This is a genomic window from Chlorogloeopsis fritschii PCC 6912, assembly GCF_000317285.1.
GTDB classification, from domain to species: Bacteria; Cyanobacteriota; Cyanobacteriia; order Cyanobacteriales; family Nostocaceae; genus Chlorogloeopsis; species Chlorogloeopsis fritschii.
Genome location: NZ_AJLN01000033.1, coordinates 51589 through 75424 on the forward strand (window position 1 = coordinate 51589; position 23836 = coordinate 75424).

The 23836-nt window shown below is 42.7% G+C and carries 19 protein-coding genes and 2 pseudogenes; 7 read left to right on the forward strand and 14 right to left on the reverse strand.

What is annotated here, in order from left to right; all coding sequences use genetic code 11:
• Window positions 1–6: 6 nt before the first annotated feature.
• The 3 genes from UYC_RS0101700 (at window position 7) to cax (ending at window position 5281) form a co-directional block, all read left to right on the forward strand.
• Window positions 7–2811, forward strand: a complete 2805-nt coding sequence (locus UYC_RS0101700; protein WP_016872905.1) for a heavy metal translocating P-type ATPase — start codon at window positions 7–9, stop codon at window positions 2809–2811.
• 410 nt (window positions 2812–3221) lie between these two features.
• Window positions 3222–3722 (forward strand): universal stress protein, encoded by a 501-nt coding sequence (locus UYC_RS0101710; RefSeq protein ID WP_016872907.1) that lies wholly within the window; start codon window positions 3222–3224, stop codon window positions 3720–3722.
• A 449-nt stretch (window positions 3723–4171) separates the two neighbouring features.
• Complete coding sequence (cax, locus tag UYC_RS0101720; RefSeq protein ID WP_016872909.1) at window positions 4172–5281, forward strand: calcium/proton exchanger; 1110 nt, start codon at window positions 4172–4174, stop codon at window positions 5279–5281.
• Between the two features lie 131 nt (window positions 5282–5412).
• On the opposite strand, the gene UYC_RS0101725 is transcribed toward cax, so the two are convergent.
• Window positions 5413–6531 (reverse strand): Get3/ArsA fold putative tail anchor-mediating ATPase NosAFP, encoded by a 1119-nt coding sequence (locus UYC_RS0101725; RefSeq protein WP_016872910.1) that lies wholly within the window; start codon window positions 6529–6531, stop codon window positions 5413–5415.
• Window positions 6532–6802: 271 nt separating this feature from the next.
• Window positions 6803–6949: a DUF454 family protein gene (locus tag UYC_RS36235; RefSeq protein ID WP_016872911.1), complete on the reverse strand. Its 147-nt coding sequence runs from the start codon at window positions 6947–6949 to the stop codon at window positions 6803–6805.
• Window positions 6950–7260: 311 nt separating this feature from the next.
• On the opposite strand from UYC_RS36235, the gene UYC_RS38730 reads away from it, so the two are divergent.
• Window positions 7261–7407, forward strand: a complete 147-nt coding sequence (locus UYC_RS38730; RefSeq protein ID WP_200865057.1) for a hypothetical protein — start codon at window positions 7261–7263, stop codon at window positions 7405–7407.
• On the opposite strand, the gene UYC_RS0101740 is transcribed toward UYC_RS38730, so the two are convergent.
• On the reverse strand, window positions 7404–8576 hold the full coding sequence (locus UYC_RS0101740; RefSeq protein WP_016872913.1) for an ATP-binding protein: 1173 nt from the start codon (window positions 8574–8576) through the stop codon (window positions 7404–7406). The two genes, UYC_RS38730 and UYC_RS0101740, sit on opposite strands and share 4 nt — an antisense overlap.
• Window positions 8577–8951: 375 nt before the next feature.
• On the opposite strand from UYC_RS0101740, the gene UYC_RS0101745 reads away from it, so the two are divergent.
• A complete protein-coding gene (locus UYC_RS0101745) occupies window positions 8952–11822 on the forward strand; it encodes a cation-translocating P-type ATPase (protein WP_016872914.1) in 2871 nt (956 codons plus the stop codon).
• Between the two features lie 384 nt (window positions 11823–12206).
• Here UYC_RS0101745 and UYC_RS0101755 read toward each other — a convergent pair.
• Together UYC_RS0101755 and UYC_RS37395 are read right to left on the reverse strand one after the other, a co-directional pair.
• Window positions 12207–12473 (reverse strand): annotated as a pseudogene (locus tag UYC_RS0101755) (DUF1350 family protein); the annotation flags it as partial.
• A gap of 235 nt (window positions 12474–12708) precedes the next feature.
• Window positions 12709–12882 (reverse strand): hypothetical protein, encoded by a 174-nt coding sequence (locus tag UYC_RS37395; protein ID WP_016879219.1) that lies wholly within the window; start codon window positions 12880–12882, stop codon window positions 12709–12711.
• A gap of 118 nt (window positions 12883–13000) precedes the next feature.
• Here UYC_RS37395 and UYC_RS0101760 point away from each other — a divergent pair, with 118 nt between their 5' ends.
• Complete coding sequence (locus UYC_RS0101760) at window positions 13001–13306, forward strand: hypothetical protein (protein WP_200862349.1); 306 nt, start codon at window positions 13001–13003, stop codon at window positions 13304–13306.
• A gap of 58 nt (window positions 13307–13364) precedes the next feature.
• Here UYC_RS0101760 and UYC_RS0101765 read toward each other — a convergent pair whose 3' ends face one another.
• The 9 genes and pseudogenes from UYC_RS0101765 to UYC_RS0101805 all read right to left on the reverse strand — a co-directional run bounded on the left by UYC_RS0101765 (window position 13365) and on the right by UYC_RS0101805 (window position 22730).
• Window positions 13365–14069 carry a Uma2 family endonuclease gene (locus UYC_RS0101765; RefSeq protein WP_016872918.1) on the reverse strand — a complete coding sequence of 235 codons (705 nt, stop codon included), beginning with the start codon at window positions 14067–14069 and terminating at the stop codon, window positions 13365–13367.
• 55 nt (window positions 14070–14124) lie between these two features.
• Window positions 14125–16170 (reverse strand): elongation factor G, encoded by a 2046-nt coding sequence (gene fusA, locus UYC_RS0101770; protein WP_016872919.1) that lies wholly within the window; start codon window positions 16168–16170, stop codon window positions 14125–14127.
• A 612-nt stretch (window positions 16171–16782) separates the two neighbouring features.
• Complete coding sequence (locus UYC_RS38735) at window positions 16783–16944, reverse strand: hypothetical protein (RefSeq protein WP_016872920.1); 162 nt, start codon at window positions 16942–16944, stop codon at window positions 16783–16785.
• A gap of 469 nt (window positions 16945–17413) precedes the next feature.
• A pseudogene (locus UYC_RS35230) lies at window positions 17414–17773 on the reverse strand (phosphate ABC transporter ATP-binding protein); the annotation flags it as partial.
• A 186-nt stretch (window positions 17774–17959) separates the two neighbouring features.
• Window positions 17960–18316 carry a response regulator transcription factor gene (locus UYC_RS0101785; RefSeq protein ID WP_016872922.1) on the reverse strand — a complete coding sequence of 119 codons (357 nt, stop codon included), beginning with the start codon at window positions 18314–18316 and terminating at the stop codon, window positions 17960–17962.
• A 64-nt stretch (window positions 18317–18380) separates the two neighbouring features.
• Window positions 18381–19472, reverse strand: coding sequence for a CDP-glycerol glycerophosphotransferase family protein (locus tag UYC_RS0101790; protein ID WP_235082862.1), 1092 nt, complete (start codon window positions 19470–19472; stop codon window positions 18381–18383).
• Window positions 19473–19477: 5 nt separating this feature from the next.
• On the reverse strand, window positions 19478–20563 hold the full coding sequence (locus tag UYC_RS0101795; RefSeq protein WP_016872924.1) for a CDP-glycerol glycerophosphotransferase family protein: 1086 nt from the start codon (window positions 20561–20563) through the stop codon (window positions 19478–19480).
• Window positions 20564–20565: 2 nt separating this feature from the next.
• Entirely contained in the window at window positions 20566–21945 is a 1380-nt protein-coding gene (locus UYC_RS0101800; RefSeq protein WP_235082863.1) for an aminoglycoside phosphotransferase family protein, read from the reverse strand.
• Complete coding sequence (locus UYC_RS0101805; protein ID WP_016872926.1) at window positions 21942–22730, reverse strand: phosphocholine cytidylyltransferase family protein; 789 nt, start codon at window positions 22728–22730, stop codon at window positions 21942–21944. The genes UYC_RS0101800 and UYC_RS0101805 overlap by 4 nt, the downstream gene beginning before the upstream one ends.
• Before the next feature lie 367 nt (window positions 22731–23097).
• Here UYC_RS0101805 and UYC_RS0101810 point away from each other — a divergent pair, with 367 nt between their 5' ends.
• Window positions 23098–23808, forward strand: coding sequence for a glycerophosphodiester phosphodiesterase (locus tag UYC_RS0101810; RefSeq protein WP_016872927.1), 711 nt, complete (start codon window positions 23098–23100; stop codon window positions 23806–23808).
• The last annotated feature ends 28 nt before the right edge of the window (window positions 23809–23836 follow it).

Sequence of the window (23836 nt, forward strand, 5' to 3'; positions counted from 1 at the left end):
TGCCTTATGACGGTTACAGCAGTTGCGGATAGATTGGTTATATCAGTAGAGACTCACTCCAGTCAGGCAGAAAATATCCATTATCAGGTTGTGCATTGGATACCAGGACGTTTTCGCATCCGAATTTCTCAACTACATGAGGATGAAGAATACACCACTAAACTTAAGTACGTTCTTGACACAATCGAATTTGTGACGGAAGTTGAAATCAATGCCCAAGCTAGTTCCCTGGTAGTCAATTACAAACATCAACCAACTGCAACTGCCATTGCCATAGTTCAAGAAAAGCTATTCACTGCAATTCAGCGAGCGTCTGAAGTTGAAGTTCCTCTCGGATGGACAGGAGAAAAAGAAGAGAAAAAAGCTGATAATGAGGTTGATTTTGTAGAACGATTGGGATTTCCTATTGCTGGTTTGGTGTTGAGTGTAGGAGCACTAGTCGGCTTGCCAATTCCAGGTTTTGTGATTGCAGGTGTTGTATTTGTTGGTGCTATGCCAGTCTTTAAACGAGCATGGGAAGCAATTCAACAAGATCGTCAACTCACCATAGATTTCCTTGATGGTTTGGCAATCTCTTTACATACCCTCCAAGGACACTACTTTGCACCTTCCTTTATGTTGGGTTTAGTGGAAGGTGGTGAAGCAGTTCGGGATATGACTGCTCGTGGCAGTGAGCGGGCAAATCTCGACTTGATGTCTTGTTTGAACAAAACCACCATTGTCATTCGCGATGATCGGGAAATAGAAATCGACACGAAAGATGTGGTAGTGGGCGATCGCGTCTTGGTATACCCCGGCGATCAGGTTCCCGTTGACGGCATTATCTTGACGGGTACTGGTATTCTTGACCAGTGCAAGCTGACTGGAGAATCAGTTCCTGTGACTCGTCGAGAAGGCGATGAGGTGTTTGCTTCAACGCTGCTAGTAGATGGTAACTTGATAATACTTGCAGAGCGAACTGGCAACAACACCCGTGCTGGTGTGATTGTCAACTTGATGCAGGCGGCTCCGGTGCATGATACCCGCGTCGAAAACTATGCGGCAACAGTGGCAAATCAGTTTGTGCTACCTACCCTGTTAATTGCTGGTGGCGTCGGACTTGCTTCAGGTAATATGAATCGGGCAGTTGCGCTGTTGACACTGGACTTTGGTACTGGCATTCGCGTTTCCGTCCCCACAACAATTCTCTCTGTACTCACCTACGCCGCTCGTAATGGCGTCCTTATTCGCAGTGGTCGAGCCATTGAAATTTTGGCAACCATCGACACCGTTGTCTTTGACAAGACAGGAACATTGACGATCGGACATGCAGGCGTCAATGACATTGATATCATGGACGATCGCTTTACCAAGGATGAGGTATTGTGTTTAGCTGCTACTGCTGAACAAGGGCTAACCCACCCAATTGCTGAAGCGATCGTTCACAATGCCAGAGATAAGGGACTTGTTCTCAAGGAATGTGAAGAGTGGGAGTACAAGGTTGGTTTGGGTGCAGTCGCAAAAATCGACGGGATGCAGATCATTGTGGGCAGTCCCCGGTTTATGACTCAAGAAAACGTCGATCTAAATGAATACGATCGCCGCTACCCAGATGCTAAGTCTGGAGGGCAATCTCTGGTCTACGTGGCAGGTGATGGCAAACTTATAGGTGTGATTCGCTATAGCGATCCACCACGCGAAGAAAGTAAGGCAGTAATCAAAGAACTGAAGGAGATGGGCATCAATGCTTATATGTTAAGTGGTGATGTCACACGAGTAGCCAGAGCGATCGCTGGCAACTTGGGCATGAACCCCGATAACATCTATGCAGAAGCCTTTCCAGAGAAGAAAGTCGAAGTTGTCAAAGGATTGCACGACAGTGGTAAAACTGTTGCCTTCTGCGGAGACGGCATCAACGACTCAGCTGCTTTAGCGTATGCTGATGTTTCTATTTCCTTTGCGGGTGCAACAGACATTGCCAGAGAAACAGCTGATGTGGTGCTGATGGAAGACGACCTACGCGGCTTAATTATGGCAATTAAATGTGCCCGCCAAGCAATGGACATTATCTGGCAGAATACAGCGATCGTGGCAATTCCTAACCTTGGCGCTCTACTTTCAGGTATTTTCTTTGCCCTCGATCCAATTTTGGCAGTGGTAATCAACAATGGTACTGCTATTTTGGCAGAACTAAACGGTCTGCGCCCGTTGATGGGGCCGGGTGACGTCACTCCATTAGGACATACACTCAGCGCTGCCGAAATAGCCGAAGAAGAAAATCGGCTTCACCAGCATCAACCCACATCTACATCTAACCAAGTTCTACCAACCTATGATGTGCAGGTTGAAGAAGTTCTTGTCTCTTCTGAATTGCAATCCGAGGTGAAAAACAAGGTAGCTGACACCAACGGACATAGCAACCATGAAAATGGTAACGGTAATGGCAATGGTCATAAAGAAAATCCTGCCGTCATTCTCAATGGAGCAAACGGACATAGTAACCACGAAAATGGCAATGGTCATAAAGAAAATCCTGCCATCACTCTAAATGGAGCAAATGGTTCCCAAGTAAAGAGCCAACCAACCACAGTTAAGGCTGCAAAACCTTCTGAAAAGAAGACACTACAACTAAAGCAAAGTGAATTAGCAAAACGGTTGGGATTATCTTCGCAATCACTAACACGTCACCGTTCCAGACCTGGTTTCATTGAGTGGAGCAGAATCCAAGACCCAGAAGGTGTTGCTTGGGTATACGAACCAACAACTAAGTCTTTTCATGTAGTTGATTCCTTAGTCTACGGAGCACAATCGCCTGCCGAGAGTTTAGTTTAGCTAGAAAAAGCATGGGATATCTTCATGGATCTCCCATGCTTTCTATTGTCATACTTGATACTGGATTTCAATTTCAAAATGAACTCACATACTGAGAATAATAAGCTCGACCAAGCTAAATTAGAATCCTACAGTTCTAAATTTATAATGAACTCATATGTAGCAAATAATGAGTTCATCAAAGTCAACATAGAGTCCTGTAAATTCAAATTCGTAATGAACTCATACCTAGAAAAAAATGAGCTAAATCAAATATTTGTACTTTGAATTCAACAAAGAATTTCTATGTTCCAAAGTGCTAAGTAAGTCGGCACAAATAAAGCTATTGTCATTGGTCATTAATTATTCTCCTTGTCCCCTTGTCCTCTTGTCCCCGTTCCCTTTGAAATTTCACAAATTTGGAGATTGTTATGCTACACAGAATACTGGTTCCCATTGCTAGTTCTGACAGTGTTGGTAAATATGTTTTTCGGGAGGCACTCGACCTAGCAAAAGCAACTGGAGCAAGCCTGAGATTAATACATATTTTATCTTTGGACGACAAAGACACCCCCGGTATATTGTCATTAATGAATACCCCAGAAAGCAAGAAACGCTGGGAAGAGTTTGAGAAGCCCGGTTTGGATCTACTCAAATCTTTTGCAAATGAAGCAATTGCAGCAGGCGTATCAACTGAATATTCTCAAAGTTTAGGTAGTCCTAGCCGCATTATCTGCGAAACAGCTAAAACTTGGGAAGCGGATTTAATCGTAATAGGACGTCGGGGAATTTCAGGAATTAGTGAATTGATTTTGGGTAGTGTCAGCAGCTATGTCACCCATCATGCACCTTGCTCAGTTCTAGTAGTGCAATCTTCAACTTCAGCTAAATCTGAAAACCTCAAAGAAATTCTATTGGCAAAACCTCTCTAATCTAAAAGTTGTTTAGCCATGAGAAAATAGCTGTAATATCAGGTTTATTGTATTACCTGCATCATCAAAAAAACTGACTTCTAACAGTTTTGGGTAATCAACTAAACTTGATATTATTCATTAATAATTTCTAAACCAAAGGTTAGTTAGTCTTGACTCAATATTCAAGTATTTGGCTCAAGATGATTTTTAACACTAACTTTCCTAGTGGTTGCATATTATCTTGAAACGCTGCTTCTGTTACGGGATTTTTTATATTGGGCAAAATTTATTCAGTTTTTCCCAGTGAATTAACAAAGCTTTGCTGATTCGGGGTTTAAACTAAGTGTTTAATTACCTCGAAGTTGTCACGTTCTTCATTCTCTCCAGTTAAACAATTAAATTTTAGAGTGATAACTATGCCAGTCACAAAATCCAACCAAAAGATATTAAGCCCAACCAATCGCTTCATGTCCCGTAAAGATGCATTGCTTTTACGAATGCTGATTTTTGTACCCATCTGCTTGATTTTGAGTAGACTGGATCTCGATCCATTGCTTGTCTTTATTACAGCAGGTTTGGCAATTATCCCCTTAGCAGCCTGGATTGCCAACTTTACAGAAGCGATCGCTACTCGTATTGGCCCTACTTTTGGCGGTTTGCTCAACGCAACCTTCGGCAATGCGACTGAAATGATTGTCTCCGTAGTTGCCCTGCAAGCGGGATTGATAGAAGTAGTCAAAGCTAGTTTAATGGGTTCAATGATGGCAAACCTATTATTGGGTCTGGGTTTTGCTCTCTTCTTAGGGGGATTGCAGATCCCGAAGCAGCCTTTTCAACTGAATTCAGAAAATCTTGGTACTGTAGCGCGGGTTAATGCCTCTTTGCTTAACTTGGTAGTTGTTTTCTTGCTAGCACCGACTGCAATTGAGTTAACTTCTATTTCTTTACACCTGGAAACAACCAATGATTTTTCTTATATTGCCTCAGCACTGATGCTGATTTGTTACGTTTTGATGCTGTTGTTCTCAATGAAAACCCATAGCTATCTTTACGGATTAGATGAAGATGCCGAACCCGAAAGCTATGGCAGCGAAGCGAGGGGTTTGTATAAATTAAAACTCCACATCGGACTGCTTGTGGGAACAACAATAATTCTGTTATTTGTCTCGGAAGTACTTGTCAGTAGTTTAGAAGAGGCGATCGCCACCACAGGTTTGACAGAGCTTTTTACTGGAGTCATTCTGATTCCTATGTTTGGAGCAGCAGTGGAAATCATTACCTGCGGTATTTGCGGCACCAAAAATAAGGTTGAGTTAGCGTCTTCTGTCGCGATCGGCTCTAGCTTACAAATTGCTATGTTTGTGACTCCGATTTTAGTTTTTGCTGGTTTGATTATGGGTAAGCCAATGAACTTAGACTTTGACAACTTTATAGTCTTGGGGTTAGGCATTGCAGTTTTAATGACGAATTCCGTCAAAACCGATAGACGCGCTAACTGGCTAGAGGGAATATTACTGTTGATAACTTATGCGATGCTAGCCACTGCTTTCTTCCTGCATCCTTCTATAGCAGGCTAGTGGTTCATGTCGTTAATTGTAATGGGTATGAAATCCCTGATTTCTTTAATGATGCTGTTGGTGAATGGTGAGTATGACCCTCGTTAGTCCACAAATTGGCATGTAGAGACGCGATTAATCGCGTCTCTACCCTATTCTTGCTTCTCTTCAAAAGCAACGATCAAATATGGTTCTTCAAATTTGCCTGCTTTAATAGATAGCTTTTGCAAATCTGGAGGTAAAAAGATATTTCGCCGTTGCTCCCCTGCTTCAACAGTCAGTTCTTTACCATATTGAGTTAGCTTCACCTGTTTTTTAGTGAATCCCGGTAAAAATACAAATAATTGACGGGATTCTAGATCGATCTTGAGAGGCAAAGGAGAGCGATGATTGTCGTTGAAATCAGGTAGGGCTTTTAGCAAAGGGTTCCAGTTATGCTCATGTAAAGCTGGAATGGGAGTAACACTCAACGGAGTAAAGGCTTGATGTAAATCGGTTAGATTGCCATCTTCCTGGCATTGATAAGCTAGAACACCATTGACGGTTAGGTTGATCTGTTGAGCGCTTCCCCAAAGCCATCGAGTCTCAGCGATCGCTCCCATTTCATTACTAGTTACCAGGTAGGATGTCAGTTTGCTGGTATCTCCCACCACAGCAATACCTTCAGCAATCCAACTGCGGACTTGATCCACACCTTGTTGTAATTTTTCAGCATCCACATTTGCCGAAACAATAGCAGAAGCGATCGGCCCGCCAATCGAATCAGCTATTTTGTGTAAGCTAAATCCCTCAAATATCTTCCCAAACCGCTGAAAATACCAGTCCAGCATCCCTGGTATACCTAACATCCGCAGCGTTTCTAAATCTCCCCGACTATCATAGACAATGACTTCATACTCGCCACTTTGATAGTATTGGCGCATAGCATTAAAATAGAGGAAACTGTCAAATCCAGGCAGCAAAATCAACTCCCCAGAATAAATTTCTTCAGAGTCAGGTATTGGGATATAGAGAGATAATAGTTTCTTAACTTCTTCCCAGGTTTGGTCAAGCATTGTTGTAACTTGCAGCTGCACAGCTTGGAGATTGGGAGCAACAACCTGGGAAATATGCGTCAGAGGGGTTTGCAACAAAATTTCAGCATTGGGACTAGGGTTATGAGTGACAAACAACACTTCTTTTCCCTGTTGAGAAAACCACTTGGCAGTGGCGATCGCTAGCGTTGTCTGTCCTATCCCTGCTTTACCAATAAATGTAATGATTCTGCTCATTGAAATTTTAACCTTTCACTCTAGAATTACTCAAATCCATGCGAAAGTTAGGTGATAAAAAACTCCAGCCAGTATTAGACAGAGTTAATTATCCCAAACTGCAAGTATTCGGGTAATTCTATGTGAGCATTTCTCGTTGTAGAGACGCGAAATTTCGCGTCTCTACAGCACACAGAATCCTTGAGATATCGTTGATTTTCATCATTCACATCAGACATCAATTACTAAAAATTGGCCTATTTTTAGAAAAATAGGCCGATTAATTCGGAATTTAAGGTTCTAGAGTACTAAAGCAAGCCGCAGCTACCAGAAGAAATGGAGTACCAGGAATCAAAGGCAGAAGTATTCCAACAACACCTACTACAGCGGATATAGAGCCAACAACAATTCTTGCGGCATTCCTCATCTGCTTAAACATAATTGATTTGTCCAAATACTTGCTATTTTCTACTAATTGAAATTTACCAGAAAAATTACTTCTTGATTCAGAAAATTAATAGTACGTTACTATACTAATAGTTGATTGCAACTATAAGCTAAAGTTCATCCCTTAACCCTATTTTTCGTAGAAAATTCTATCATCCTTGCATGGGATTGGTGGTAAGGTGATGTTAATGGTAATGTATTCCGTAAATATTCCCTTCAAACATAATATTTGAGGTGCTTATGTACTCTTCCTTGAGCTTTGCCCCTAGAAACAGTGGTTGGACTCGACCGTTCCATCGGTTTATGAATACACTTGCGTTCTTGCTTCCCAATATTTTGTTATCGCTAGTCATATCTATTATTGGTTCAATAATTCTGACCATTTTTGCCTATGGGTTGAGCGCGATCGCAGGGTTTCCGATTATGCCCTTTTTCCTGATTGTCATTTAACTCAAACGGTGCTTCAGCCAAAATGCTAACAGCGGCATTGCTATTCGATAGCCATATTTAGAACCGTAAACAAGTCCTTTTTGCTCCAATCCAGCCAGCGCCCCTTGCAAACCTCCTCCTCTAGAAAGTTGGTGTTTCTCGATATAATCGCGTGAGTGAGGGCTATCAGTTGGATCGAGGGCAAGACTTTCTAAAACACGAGCCTGAATCGGTGGGAGCAGCAACAGCAAGGACTCAAAAGTTAGAGATAGATCTTCCACTAAACTGAGAGCACTACGATGGACGTGGTGAGTTTGAATCAATCCGTCTTCAAAAGGGTAAATTATTGGGGATGATTGCAGTTGAGAGTTTATGGCTCCAGATGCATTTTTCTGAGCACCTTGCTCCTTCATTTTTGCAAAAGCTCGGCAGTCCAGCCAAATGCGACGGGCAAGAGCGATCGCATCACCGAGATGACCTTGGACGTAATTGAGAAACATATTTAGTGCTTGACTATCTGCTTCAAACTTGAGTCCTTCTGCTGCCATCGCATTTATAATCCAAGATTGGAGGTCTTTGCGCTCCAGAGGTGCTAAGGTAACGATATGCAAATTGCTTTCATAAACCCAGGGTTCTGGAACCGTAGCAATGAGGACATAACTGACACGGTTTTGCCGATCGACTTCCTGGCGCAAGTAATCTTCCCACTTCCCAGTTCGATCCCAAGAGCGAATGTGAGGAAAATTTTGAAATACTAACACAACTCGGCAATCCAGCCATTCTGCCATCACTTGCGGCAGGGTCAACAGAGCTTTGAGGATATCCCAGTTATCCTTAGCTGGGACGTGCCATACTAAGCGAGTTCGTCGCGTCAAATATTGTTCCAGAATCAACGGATGTTCAGTACTCCATCGTTGGATCAGTTCTAGCTCCGCTGGATCTGAGAACACTTCCACTAGTCCTTCTGCCAACAATTCCAAAAACCGAGAAGAATTTGTCACTCGCAAACAGTCAATTTCCAACACCCTAGCTCCTATCTGTTGGGCAGCCCAACGAATGAGCGATCGCCGTCCATTCCCCGGAACACCTGCCACCATCAAGTCGCCATCCTGAGCAAGAACTGCGCTGACTTGCTCTAGTTCTGCCTGTCTGCCAACTAGATATCGGGGAACAAAAGGATTGCTGACCATTTTTTTAGGGAGTAAGGGTAAGGAGGTAATATAACGTTTAAGTTAGAAATTGCTATTGGATAGTTATAATTTTAAATTATACCAAATACTATTTTATAGTATCAGTTAGTCTGAAAAATATTGTGAAAGTAGGGTGTAGGGGAAAGAACCCTTTTTCGTCTTTGTGGTGAATTTTATTCATAGCGACTGCCTTCTTAAGAGCAGCCGCCCCGGGCGACTACCTTAAATGGAACAAACAAGTCAAATCCTGTTCCCTTTTCTTAAGAGTATGATTACTTTATCTTATCTAGATACTATTTAATAGTGCTATATACTAAAATTAGTACTATTAAATATTGCGATTAGACCAAACAGCATTACTAGGAATTTCGATCCATGTCTTCTAGTACCATATCAGACTCAGCTTTTGCGAAGCCTGAAGCTCCGGCTTGGCATACCATTGAGGTTGATCAAGCACTCCTGAAGCTGACAAGCGATCGCACCAGTGGTTTAAGTACCACCGAAATTGCAAAAAAACAGCAGCACTACGGTTCTAATGAGTTGGTAGAGTCGGGGGGACGTACACCCCTAGAAATCTTCTGGGATCAATTCAAAAACATCATGCTGCTGATGCTGATTGCAGTGGCAATCATCTCTGCATTTTTGGATGTGCGCGAATCTTTCACGGCTGGAAAGTTCATATTTCCCAAGGATGCCGTCGCGATTTTTGTAGTGGTGCTCCTGAATGGCGTACTAGGCTACATTCAAGAAAGTGGTGCCGAAAAAGCTTTAGCAGCACTAAAAAATCTAGCTTCATCAAAAGTGCGAGTCATCCGAGATAGTAAGCCAGTAGAAGTAGAGTCAAAAGAATTGGTGCCAGGAGACATCATGCTGCTAGAAGCTGGAGTCAAAGTAGCAGCCGATGGACGCTTGGTAGAAGCTGCGAACCTGCAAGTGCGAGAAGCAGCCCTAACAGGAGAAGCACACGCAGTCAACAAACAAGCAGAAGTGCTGTTACCAAAAGATGCACCTTTGGGCGATCGCATCAATCTCGTCTTCTCAGGCACTGAAGTTGTTCAGGGGCGGGCAACAGTCTTGGTGACTGAAACTGGAATGCAAACAGAACTGGGCAAGATTGCCACCGCACTCCAATCAGTGGAATCTGAGCCTACCCCCTTGCAAAAGCGGATGAGCCAGTTGGGAAACACCCTAGTAACGGGTTCCTTAATACTGGTGGGGCTAGTCATAGTGGGCGGTACTATTTTTAATCCCTCCCTGTTTGAGGAATTAGTAAAAGTTTCCCTGAGCATGGCAGTTGCCGTTGTTCCAGAAGGTTTACCAGCAGTTATCACCGTCACCTTAGCATTGGGAACCCAGCGCATGGTAAGGCGCAACGCTCTGATTCGCAAACTTCCTGCTGTAGAAACTCTTGGTTCTGTCACCACCATTTGCTCAGACAAAACTGGAACTCTCACCCAAAATAAAATGGTAGTGCAGGCACTGCATACACCCAGCAGTTCTGTCAGCATTACAGGAGAAGGCTACAGTCCTGAAGGTCAATTTTATGAGATGGGTATGGTGAATCAACCATCTAAAATGATTTCACCCCAACAGCCAGAACTTCAGGCACTCATGCTGGCCTGTGTGCTGTGTAATGATGCTATTTTGCAAAAGGAAAATGGTGAGTGGGCAATTCTTGGAGATCCAACAGAAGGAGCATTGCTGTCTGTTGCAGGTAAAGCTGGGTTCCGCAAGGATGAGCAAGAAGCCTATTTCCCTCGCGTGGCAGAATTTCCTTTCTCCTCAGAGCGCAAGCGTATGAGCGTTATGGTGGAGACTCGCACAAGTAATGAACGACTTTCTCCATTTAATAATCTACAGCTTGCACCTTACGTCATGTTTACCAAGGGTTCGCCAGAGTTAACCCTAGAACGTTGTACTCACATCCAGGTGGGGAATCGTTGGCAACCTCTCACAGATGAGCAGCGTCGAACAATTCTCCAGCAAAATAATCAGCTTGCCAGTCGAGGTCTGCGAGTATTAGGATTTGCTAGTAAACTCTTAACAGAATTGCCGCCCGAAGCTTCTGAAGATGTCTCCGAAAATGGATTGACATGGCTAGGATTGGTAGGAATGCTAGATGCACCCCGCCCTGAAGTCAGAGAAGCAGTAGCAAAATGCCGAACAGCAGGTATTCGCCCTGTCATGATTACTGGAGATCATCAATTAACAGCGCAGGCGATCGCCGAAGACTTAGGTATTGCCAAGGCAGGCGATTTATGTCTCACCGGACAGGAACTAGAAAAACTCAGCATGGTAGACTTGGAGGCAGAAGTTGATAGAGTCAGCGTCTATGCCCGCGTCTCACCAGAGCATAAGCTGCGGATCGTCCAAGCACTGCAACATCGCAACAACGTAGTAGCAATGACAGGAGATGGAGTTAATGATGCTCCAGCATTAAAGCAGGCAGATATTGGCGTGGCAATGGGAATCACAGGTACAGATGTCAGTAAGGAAGCCAGCGATATGGTGCTCTTAGACGACAACTTCACCACCATCGTATCAGCCGTAGAGGAGGGACGTGTCGTTTACATCAACATTCGCCGCTTCATCCGTTACATTTTAGGCAGCAACATTGGCGAAGTACTAACTATTGCTGCTGCACCATTACTAGGATTAGGTGGTGTGCCGATGTCACCCTTACAAATTCTCTGGATGAACCTGGTGACGGATGGTGTTCCTGCCTTAGCTTTAGCAGTAGAGCCAGGTAGGGCGATTGTCATGCAGCAGCCACCCAAAGATCCCAAAGAAAATATTTTTGCCAGAGGCTTGGGAGCTTATATGATTCGCATTGGCTGTGTCCTAGCCATAGTCACCATCTTGATGATGACGTGGGCATACAACTTTACTCAGCAGAACACGGCAGGCGGAACCCTTGACCCAGATCGTTGGAAGACAATGGTATTCACTACTCTCTGTCTAGCTCAAATGGGACACGCACTTGCGATTCGTTCCAACACTCGTTTATTTGTTCAGATCAATCCCTTTTCTAACCCCTTTATTCTTGCCTCTGTAATTTTAACCAGCATCTTGCAACTGTTGCTGATTTATATCGAACCACTCCGCAACTTCTTCGGTACTCACTACATCACCTTCCAAGAGCTAATGGTTTGTATTGGCTTTAGTGCCATTATCTTTATATGGATTGAGGTTGAGAAGCTATTTATCCGCTGGTTCTTCCGTCGGCAAGAAACTAAATTGGTTTGATCGCATTTAAACACTTTTAGACTGTCCAAAAAATAATCATGATTGGTGGGACTTTGGTTAAGGTTGGAAAAATCTACTCAACAATTTTTTCAATTTACTTAAATCTTGGCGAGTGGGTTTTTCCAATTTCCCATTTATCAAAAAACCAGAAAGCGATCGCCCAACAAATTGCGCTGTGATTCTAACGTTAGCGATCGCCGAAGATATTGGTAAAGCTGAACAATGACGGAACGCCATTATTTTTTATCGTCTTTGCGCTTTTTTTGTTCTAGATAATTAAGCAATTGAAGTACGTAAACTTCAAGTTCTGCATTTCTTTGGTTGACAGATTCAATTAGAGGAACAGAAAAATTATCTGGAAAATTGAGAACTAAATTACCTATCTGCCATTCTTACTAATTCTGGCATGAGTTTATACTGTTCTCTAATCAGAAAACCCGCCTCTGTATAATGGTCAAAAGTAAAGTTGAATGGCAAGAGAATGATTGTATAGCCCTGCTTAAATAAACATTCGAGTAGATAGCGATAAAAAAACATGGGGCCAAATGTGCCAAAAAAAGCCCCACCAATGAATTGGATGACTCCTTGAGGTTGAGGATGCAAAGCCACCCAACTAAAAGAAACTGGTTTAAATCTCAGTTTTAAACTCATAATATTCATGATTTAATGACAGCAAAAATTGAGGTTTTAATATTACAGAGCACACCACATTAGAATTTAATGAAATCGGAATATCTTCTAGAAACATGAAATAAGCTAACTGCTGAGAATCTAATATTTTGACTCAGGAGTTGAACTGTATCTTTTCTAGAAGTTCCGGTAATGATTTTTTGTGAGTTGTCATTAAATACTTAAGATTAACTGCTAATTACGCTTTCTGTAACTTTTATTTACATTTCACAAGTTGTTCTAGAAAATGCCAGCTAGATCGGCAAACCGAAGCTTTTGTATAGATAGCATCCAAATTCTGTTTTTGTCCTACTGAAATCTGATTGGGAATTCTGACTATAGAGTAGCGTTGGCGGAGCCACATGGCGATCGCCTCTTCCAAGCTGTGCATTTCAAAATTTATGAATATCACAGGTTGCTATAGCTGTATTACGAGTTTTTACTGATATCAACCAATTTTTCTCACAATTGTAATAATCAACTTAGGAAAGCTTTGTTGAGGTGAGGTGATGAAACCTTTTACTTCAGTAGTTCTAGCAACATTTTTAGCTGCGGTTGCAACTTTACCTTTTGGGCAGAGCGCTAAAGCTGATATTATTATTCATATTGGTGGTGGCAACCGATATTACAGAGATTATAGACCCCGTCACAGAGAACATCGTTACCGAGTTTATTACCCAAGATATTATCGGGTGTATAGTCCAAGACATTACCCAAGATATCGTGTTAGATATCGTTCCAGAAATCATCCAGGTTATCGAGGACATTACCCAAACTATTACCGTATTCGCAATTATCAGCGCTCATTTTGGTAGTGATGAGCTTTGAACTGTTCTTCTCAATTCTGGAAACTTGCGATCGCCTCAAGCATAGCTAACCGAGATCGGGTTCAACGCCCATCGCTCGCAATTGTGCTGCCAATCGTTCTGTAGGAGTCATTATCCAGTTGCCTGCTGCATCATACCAGCGCAACCAAGACATCTCAATATCTTGATATTTTCCCTGCCAAACACCTAATCCTAATTCTAGTTCTGGCATCCAAAAGCGCGGCTGTTGTAGGGCTACCTCTGCATAACGGCTGCCATCCAATTTAAACATTCTGAATTGAGAGGTGTAGCGATCAAAGACAGCGTAATAGGGTATACGCAGAATTCGTTCGTATACCTCCCATTTTGTTGGTGGTTGTTCAATATCCCGTAAAGTCTGTCCCAAGTCTTCTTTTTCAGTACCGGGAGAAAGCAACTCAACCACAATGAAAGGATTAACGCCCTCTTGCCAGACAACATAACTTAAGCGCAAATCTCGCTGTTCGTAGAGACGAGGAACTCCCAAAACTGCAAACCAATCTGGGCGCTTGTACCATAGTGTATGGCGCGGATCGTAGTAAAGATTTAAGTCGCTAGCAACATAAACTTTATCTGTAGGATAGCCAGGTGGGCGGAAGGTTTCTCGAAGTAATTGGGGTTGTAACAAGTGAAAGTCGTCGGGCAAACCAGGCTCCTTGGGATCTTCACTAGGAAGATCGTACATTGTGGGGAGCACTTCTTTGGGCGGACGAGGTGGATCAGTTTGATACATGGTGAAGATTAAGCTCTCTTTTAATATTATGAGATGTCGGCTCGGCTGCTAGACGTCATCGCACCGCATTGATAAGATTTTCTGGCACAGGTCGATATTCGGCAAACTCCATTGAGAAAGTTGCCATGCCCTGAGAAAGCGATCGCAGTTCAGTAGAATAACCAAACATCTCTGCTAAAGGTACTTCGGCTCGAATCACCACGTCATTATCCCTGGTTTGCGAACCTAGCAGTAAAGCACGACGCGATAATAGCTTTCCTTGTATGCGTCCCAAAAATTGACTTGGTGTTTCCACTTCCAACAACATCATCGGTTCTAAAAGGATTGGTTGGGCTTTGGCAAATGCTTCTTCAAACCCAAACCTGGCTGCAACTCGAAACGCCAGTTCCGAAGAATCGATCGGATGATGAGAACCACCTTCTAAAATCACCTTCACTTTAATAATTGGATAGCCTTTGAGCCATCCTGTTTTCAATGCATCACGGCAGCCTTGTTCGCAAGCGGGAATAAACTGGTTAGGAATAGCACCCCCAACTACCCGATTTTCAAATATAAATGGTTCTTCACAAGGTTCTATCCGGCCGATAACATGAGCGTATTGTCCCGCACCACCAGTTTGTTTTTTGAAAGTGTAGTCAAAAGTTGCAGCTTTGGCGATCGTTTCGCGATAGGCAACGGCTGGCGGACTGACATAAACTTCGGCGTGGTATTCTCTTTTCATCCGTTCTAAGTAAATTTCCAGATGCAATTCACCCATCCCTGACATTAGGGTTTTATGCGACTCTGGATCGGTGCTGATATGCAAAGTCGGATCTTCTCGAACAAAACGATGCAATGCTCTGGAAATACGCTCAATATCTTCCTGGCTTTTTGGGGTAATGGCAATAGTCATCACTGGTTCTGGTACAAATATTCCTTCCAAGGAAAGGTTAGTTCCCAAAGAACAAAGGGTATCGCCAGAAGCACACTCAACTCCAATTAAGCCGAAAATCTCCCCAGCCGTTGCCGATTCTAATTCTTGACGCTTATCAACCTCAATTCTCACCAGTCGATTGACGCGCACCTGTTTTTTTGTGCGGCTATTGTAAAGGCGATCGCCACTCTTTAAGGTTCCTGAGTAAAGGCGAGTGTAAGTTAACTGCCCAAATTCGCTATCAATTAATTTGAAAGCAAACGCTACCACCGGAGCGCTAGGATCGGGATAAACTTGGACTACTTGTTGAGTTGAGACATCTGTAGCGGTAACAACTTGTCTTTCGATGGGAGAGGGCAAATACAGGGCGATCGCATCAAGTAAATTTTGTACGCCCTTATTTTTAAACGCCGAACCCATCAACACTGGTGTGAACTCTAAGCTCAAAGTTCCTTGGCGAATAGTATCCCAAATCATTTGTTTTGGTACTTCTTCACCTGCAAGTAACTTTGTCATCATCTCTTCTGAATGGATAGATATGCGATCGAGCAGTTTTTCTCGTGCTAGTTGTGCTTCTTTCTGTAAATTTTCTGGAATCGGCTTTTTAACTAGTTTTTCTCCGTTTTCTCCCTCAAAGTAGTTAGCAGTCATATCGATTAAATCGATGACTCCCGCAAATTTATCTTCCGAACCGATGGGATACTCAAGCACTACCGTGTTGAGCAACAGCTTTTCTTGAAGAGCTTCGATCACTCGGAAGGGATTAGCACCAACTCGATCCAATTTATTAATAAAAGCAAGACGCGGCACGCGATAGCGCTTCATCTGCCGATCTACCGTATAGGTTTGAGACTGAACCCCTGCAACCCCATCCAATACCATGATTGCCCCATCCAACACCGAGAGCGATCGCTCAACTTCGATCGTAAAGTCTACGTGCCCCGGAGTATCAATTAAGTTAATTTGTGTATCGTTCCAAAAACAGGTGATAGCTGCTGAGGTAATAGTGATGCCCTTCTCGCGCTCTAGTTCCATGTAATCCATCGTGGCACCATCGCCATCACCACCCACTTCTTCCATTTTGTGGATTTTACCTGTATAAAACAAAATCCGCTCTGAAAGGGTAGTTTTTCCGGCATCAATGTGAGCAGAAATTCCAATGTTACGAATGTTGCTGCGGGAAATCATAGTACTTGCTCCTATTAAATTAAAGAGCAATCAAAGTTTAGATGATCAAGGTTGAAACAAAATTTCTGTTTCAGTAGCCATGACAATGACTTATTCTTACTTGTATCAGCATTGTCAGCTTTATTTGTGTGGTTCTTCACCAATTTTAGCTTTATTTCCCAAGTAAGTATAAATTTATCTAATTATTCGTACATTAAACGTAAAATTTTCATCTCTAACTAGACAATCATGTAATAAATCACACAACGAGTGAATAAAAATCTCTTTTCCCTAGCCCCTAGTCCCTAGCCCCTCTTTTCATGACAGTAGACATTAGGAAAATACTAAAATATGTTACCTTAACTTTAACTTATATCTTTATAGAGTAATTTTTACAGGAAAATAGATATAGAGGGGAATAAAGGCAAAACAGGAATGTAGCCTTATCTTCCTCAAATCCAGAAACGCCTCAAAAGACTCTTAACAAGTAGTAACTGGAGGTGTAAAGTATGTACGATTTTTTTATACCTAATGGCAATATTTATTTAGTTATCAAAATCTGCGTGTTAATATCGGTGCTGTGCTTGTGGATGGCCTTTACTGCTGCACCCGTTTACTAAAGTTAAACGTAAATTAACTTGCATGTGACCAGTCGTTGAGTACTTCATGCTCTTGTTGTTTCGGACGCTGACGCACTGGTCGTAAAGGAGTGCCAATATCCACATTACGGAAAGATTGCTTCTTCTTGGTGGATTTGCGTTCTTGTTTGTTTAGGTCAATCTGTGTAGCAGTCATTGTACTCACCTCAATTTCATACTTTCAAAAAACTTTATAGCTGTTGCGTATAATTACTCTTGGTAAAAACTATGCCGTTATCACCGCGTCTATATTAACTATGGATATTAAAAAGGGCAAGATACCAGAGAATTATTACCGTAGTATTACGCATAAAAGTAGACATGAACTCTGTAAGCCACCTTTAACCCTTTATTTATTCCATCACCCAAAAAACACTGATTTCCGGAAAAAGAATGAAAAAATTTTTAATTTATAGAGATTTTTACATTGTTGTTTTCACGTAATGTAGGAAATTCCTCAAAAGTTTCTTTAATGTTTTGTTTGTAATTAACAACTCAACTCAAGTACCTACGTAAATTATCACACAATGAATTGATGAAAACTCCTCTTCCCTAGCCCCTATTCTCGGTACTCGAAGCTGTAATGATATATATAAATCTCACGCGATCGCGTCGTAAAATTTAGCTTAACCAAAATGACCAAGTACGTACCTTCGCGTACTTTCTTTCGTTGGATTTTGGAAAAGTGTAGTAGTATTTTTATACTCTACAAGTGTGCCAATAGGAACTCCATTTTGCAGTTCAACGTTAAAAAAGGCAGTAAAATCAGAAATCCGAGTAGCTTGCTGCAGATTGTGAGTCACAATGATAACTGTGTAATTCTTCTTCAATTCCAGCAATAATTCTTCAATTCGTTGGGTAGAAATTGGATCTAGAGCCGAGCAAGGTTCGTCCATCAAAATCACCTCTGGTTGCACCGCTAAAGCCCTAGCGATACATAAACGTTGCTGTTGTCCGCCTGAAAGAACCAAGGCACTTTTTTTCAAATGAGTTGTAGAAGAAGATTTTGGTTGTGGATATTGTGTTTGCATGAGCGTTTCTCACGTTTTACCTGCTGTTGAGACAAAAGTGTTACGTTTTATTGTGTTGGTTGGAAAAGTCCACCTAAATACATCTATAGATTGATGACAACAAGCTGTTTTTACATTGCGATTAATAAGTCAAACATATGCTTATTGCAACTGAGTTTTGATTCGCGTCAGCAGTTCTTCAAATCGAAAGGGCTTTGTGAGATAGTCATTGAACCTACTCTGCAAGCCAGTTATTTTGTTACTCAAGTCACTACTGGCACTGAGAATGATAATGGGTAGTTGTTCGCCTCGTTCTCGCAACTCTTGCACTACAGTCAAACCATCCTTGCCAGGAAGATGTATATCTAAAATTAGTAAGTCAAAATTATTTTGTTGAGTTAGCAACACAGCTTCGCAACCATCTTTTGCAACGGCAGTGCTATATCCATTAGCTCGCAAACCTTTTTCTAAAAAGCTAGCAATGCCAGGTTCATCTTCGGCAATAAGAATTCTGCTCATAACTAGAATCTCCTATAGAGGTTGTAGTGAAATCACTATAGACAACCAGCGAGAGGCAGTAATCCTACTGACTAGAATGTAAAAGTAGCTCAATTTGATGTATGCCGCGCTTAGTCGCACTCCCATCTCTAGGGTTGAATACACTGTAGTGAAGGAGGGATTCGCGGATACTTTGATAGCGATCGCGCTGTAAATTTTCATCGATTAGGCGTTTGATTTGCTGGATATCATTGCATACATCACCGCACTGCCAAAGATAAGTTATTGATGAGACATCAGTGCTAGGTTGCAAAACACCAGGTTGAGGATTGAGAAAAACAGCTGGTTTATTGTAGTACAGCCACTCGTAACCCGAAGCTGAAATGTCGCCAATGAATAAATCAGACTGAGCAAACCAGGGCATGACGTTTCCCGAACGAATCAGCTTGATATTAGGAATGCGATGCAATCGATCGACAATTTCCTGGTCGTAGAACTCTCGATTAGGGTTAAAAATATTCGGGTGCGGTTTAACAATCAGGTTGTAATCTCTAGTAATTTCATCAATTACATCCAAGTTATTCAGAAATTGCTCAATTGAGCTAATATTTTGCTTGCGCCAGGTAGGACAATAGATAATGGTTTTTCTGTCATTATCAAACAGTGGTGGTTGAGTAGGCGGGTTATCGAACTTGGGATAACCAATCAACGACCATCGCATACTGTGATTGCATTCGTTTTGGAGTAGGCGATCTACCTGTCGTTGTCCGACGCAAAGACAAAGTAGATAATTGCTGAAATCTCGGTCATAAGTGAAAGGTTTGTCAGACATCCCATGAAAAATTTGGACTGCGCGAGTCTTATTTGTACACTCTTCGGCTCGCAGAAATGTGGGAGTCAATACTAAATCGTAGGAGTCTAGGTTGCAATCATCAGTAAATAAGTGGGTGTAGTCTATATACTCCTGCAATTGGCTGCATTCAGCACTTATTTGGCGAACAACCAAAAAATTTTCGTGAATACCCTGCTCAAGCATGTAATCTAGATAGGGCTTAATGGCTGCAAAGTAGTGCAGATTACCACAATATCTCAGATAATAGGCGATGCGTTTAGCAGCAATGCTTTCTGCGTTGATGTTATTAGCTAAGGTATTCTGCGATAAAACTCCCGCCATCATTACTCCTAAATTGAATTCAAAAATTTGTGTTTAAACCACGATACAGCAGCGTCGGTAGCATGACCGTGGTTGTAAAATAGGTCAGAAGCAATACCAGTGCGAATTTCCGAGAAGCGATCGCACTCACTCAGGCTAGTTGCCACGATCTCCTCTACCTGTTCGGGATGCTCAACTACTAAACCACCACGCCTACCCCAAGTTTCCAAATCGACTATCGCCCCCTGTGCTTTTGATTGCTCAATTAGCTGTGGCACATCAAGAAAAACAAGCGGTCGATTTAGCAGAGCGTACTCGTTGGCAACTGACGAAGCATCAGTAATTAGCAAGTCTGAGAGATACAGCAAAGGAACAATATCAAGAGCACGCACGAGCCGGGTATGAGCATCTTCCAGTGGTGCGAGTTTTTGGAACCAGTCAATCTCATTTTTTGGGTGATCGTGAGGTTTAATTAGCAAATCGTACTTGCCAGTTGCTGCTAAACGAGCAATTACCTCTTCGCCCATGGTTTCTAGGGAATTATAAGCTTGTCCTGTTGGAGCATAAAGTAGAATTGGTCGCTTACCATCAAAGCCGTATCTTTGGAGTAACTCCCCGCGATCGAGTTCACCTGTAACCAAAGGATCGGTCTTAGGAAAACCAATTGGCACTCCACGCGGATCGTCTTCCGCCAACAGTCCGGCTTCTACAAACTTCCGTCGCATATAAGGGCCAATCAAGAAAAAAACGTTGTAAGCCAAGTTTTCAGGACGCACCCCGCGATTGCGGAAGGAAACCCCATGAAATATCTGGATGCGCGTCTCGAAATTTTCTAACGGTGCAAGAATGCGCTTGTTGGCAGAAAATAGCACATCGAAGTGACGATTCTGAATTTCCTCGACAGATAAGATCCGCTCTGGCTGAATGTGAAACGGAGCATACATAGCTGCACCATCATAGGTGAATCCTGGCTCTGTTTCTGTCCGCACTCCTCCAGATAAGTAAACCTCAACTCCAGAAAGCTGCACTAACTGCTCGTAAATTGGTCGAAAACAGAGGAAGTGAACGGGAGCATAACCAGTAAAAAGTACGGTGACAGGCTTAGTAGGGTTCATTGCTAAACTTCTGATAAAACTGAATGATTGAGTGTTGGTAGACAAAGGTAAAGACTTTGACCATCTAACACTTGTTCGGACTCATTAACCACAAAATCAAGGTGTGTCTGCCATCCCTCTACTAGCTTTCTCAGCGATGAAATTTTACCGCGTAGAAGTAGCTGTGTAGCAATGTGCCAGACGAGGCATGAGCGATCGATTGGTCGATTGGTTTCCTGTTCGTAAGCTCTCAGCAGAGCTTCAACACAAGCTTTTACATCTGGTGGAGATATTTTTTCTCGTCCAGCAATATAAATTAGATGAGCAATCAGACGACCGAGATCGTAAAGCGGATCGCCGAGGGACAAAGCATCCCAGTCAACAATACCAATCCCATTTGGACTATAAAGAATTTGGTCGCCAAAGAGATTGCCATGTATCGGATAATTTTCTAGGAAAGGCAACTGTTCAGATAAATCTTCGAGTCTGCTTATTACTCCCTCAAGCTGGGCTGTGAGGTGAGGGAGAGCTAGCTTTAAACCCTTCATGTGGCGGTGGAGTACGGCAAGTTCTTTACTAGGAGTCCAAACCGTTTCAGGATGAAGGTTACAGTCATGGAGTCGTGCCAAGTTTCGTCCTACCAGAGAAAAGGATTCAGGTATGACGCGATGCATGAGTTCTGTGAACTGAGTGCCTAACACTTCCGTCATCAGTAGCGTGCGAACTGCTGGATTGTATGAAACAAATTTGGGAACACTAAAACCTAACTCGCCACTAGCAAAAGCTGCATCAACTTGCTGAAAATTACGGACAACATGGGGAGCATCAGTGGCATTGAGTAGCTTGGCAAAATAGCGACGATGAGTATTGGGATTTTCCCAAGCAAGGATAGCTCGCTTCAGTGGCACATAACGTAAGAGTTTAGGTGTGGGGTAATCCTCAATGCCAGATGGGATTTGATCTGGTGGCACTAGGAAATGGCAAAATTTTTTTGGCTGCAATAGCTGCTCTAATTCTCGCAAGTTGGGAGCATTGGGTAATGTCCACACAACAGTCTGCCAATGGGGGATGAGAAATACTGGTGGCCCTTGGCAAGGTAGGAAGTTATGCGTGTAGCTGTTCTCAAATTCTTGACGAGCTATCTCTGCTTTGGCAAAGACATGAAAGAAGAGGTTAAGCGTCACAGATGAGTTGTTGTCATCTGCGAAGACTATAGTCGCTTCAGCCATGACTCGCGCCCGCTCATAAGGTTTATAGTTGGTCAGACTTGGAGTAACCTTGACTAAATAAAGGTGATGGCTAGACCAACGACTCCAAACTTGAGAGAGAACTTCCTCAACTATCTGAGGAGTGCGAATCTGTTGGATGGTTTGGAAGACTGGATCTTGGGTATAACTCATCATGCTACCCTTGAGCCGAGTTTAACTAATTGCTTGGCAGCTGGTGATGCCGCCTTCTGTTTGCGTTGCCAGGATGGTAGAGTCTTGCAGATTGCAGGCCAGACTTTGTTACAGGCGTATTGCAAATCTTGAGGAAAGTCAATTTCAACCCACGGCAAACCAGCAACATCTATGCCAGCAATTGTTCGCTTGCGAGCTAGGCGTTGAATAGCTGCTGGTGCCCACTGGTTTGCTCCGCCAACAGCCAGAGATGCCTCGACTTCCTTAAATAGAGACTTGATAGCTCGTTCAGTAAATTTCAAAAGACCTAAACTCTCGCCCTGTGCTTTTTTTATATCCAGAGTTTTACTAATTTGGTGTAGCTTTCCCTTGTTAAAGGCAACCTTCATGTGTTCTGCTTCGTTGCCCGACCAAGAATCATAAGCTAAAACATTACCTGGAGTTTCTAGAAGACGTTCATAAACTTGAGGATGTGCCAGAACATCGCTATTCATCAGTACAAACGAATCGCGCACCCAGTTACGAGCTAACCACAGAGAGTAAAGGCTGTTAGTCTCTGCATATCGATTGTTGATGATCCAGTGGCAGCGATCGCCAACTACCTCCCGAATTTCATCAGCCCGATAGCCAAGCACAACGCAGACATCATTAATACCAAAACTGCGCAGTACTGCCAGTTGATACTCTATGAGACTCACTCCTTCTAACTGCGCTAAACACTTAGGCTTTCCTTGGAGTACTGATGCTAGTCGCGAACCACAACCAGCGGCAAGAATAATCCCTTGCATTTTGTTCCTCCTTTGCAAATCGTTTACTGCTCTGCATAGGACAAAGCTATGAAGTTAAACGGTTTTTAACCTTTGCTTAACTTAGATACAATAATTGCTTAACCAAATGAATGAATCATGAAAATTTGATGAGAAAATCTTCATGTAAGTAAAAGGGGCTAGGGACTAGGGGCTAGGGGCTAGGAAGAGGACAAGGGGAATGTAAATGAAAATTTTTCCCAATCCCCAATCCCCAGTCTCCAGAACCCACCAATCAGAACATTTAGACAGATACAGAGGTAAAATGAGGGGCATCATTGGTGTTTGAGATAAACTTGCTCGACCGTGAAGACACACAAATTTATATCAGAAGTGGGAGATACAAATTATGCAGGTTATTGGACATCGTGGTGCTGCATCTCTTGCTCCTGAAAATACCTGGGAGGGATTTGACATAGCATTGTCAGTGGGAGCAGATGCAATTGAAACAGACGTTCGTGCCACTAGTGATGGTGAGTTAATCCTCATACACGATAAACACTTGGATAGAACCACTAACGGTGAAGGGTTAGTTCAGTTGACTCCTTGGTCGGTGGTTGGTGAGTTAGATGCTGGTTCTTGGTTTAGCGAAGAGTATCGTGGTGCCAAAATTCCATTGCTGCGCGATACATTAGCCCGCTACGGAAATAGCACTCACTTAGTTTTAGAAATCAAGCAACCGGGGATTGAACTTCGCGTTCTGGAAATGGTGCAAGAATTTGGGCTGATAGGTGCAGTTACTTTCACTTCCTTCGATTTTCCAGTGGTTCAAAACATCAAGACACAATTAAGTGCCGCTAAAGTTGGCTTCCTAACCCCTGACATTAGCGACGAGAATATTATGCAAGCTGTTGAGGCAGGTATGAACCAAATCTGCTTGCCAGCTAATGCTGTATCTCAAGAGTTAGTCTCTAGGTGTAAACAGCTTGGATTAGAGGTTAGGGCATGGAAAGTAAAAGACGCTGAAGTGATGATCTCAGCACTAAAAGCGGGTGTAGATGGGATGACAGTGGATTTTCCTCACCTGTTATTGGCAGAGCTTGGTAGACAAGCTAAATAATGAAGGCGATCGCTATGAAATCAGTTTC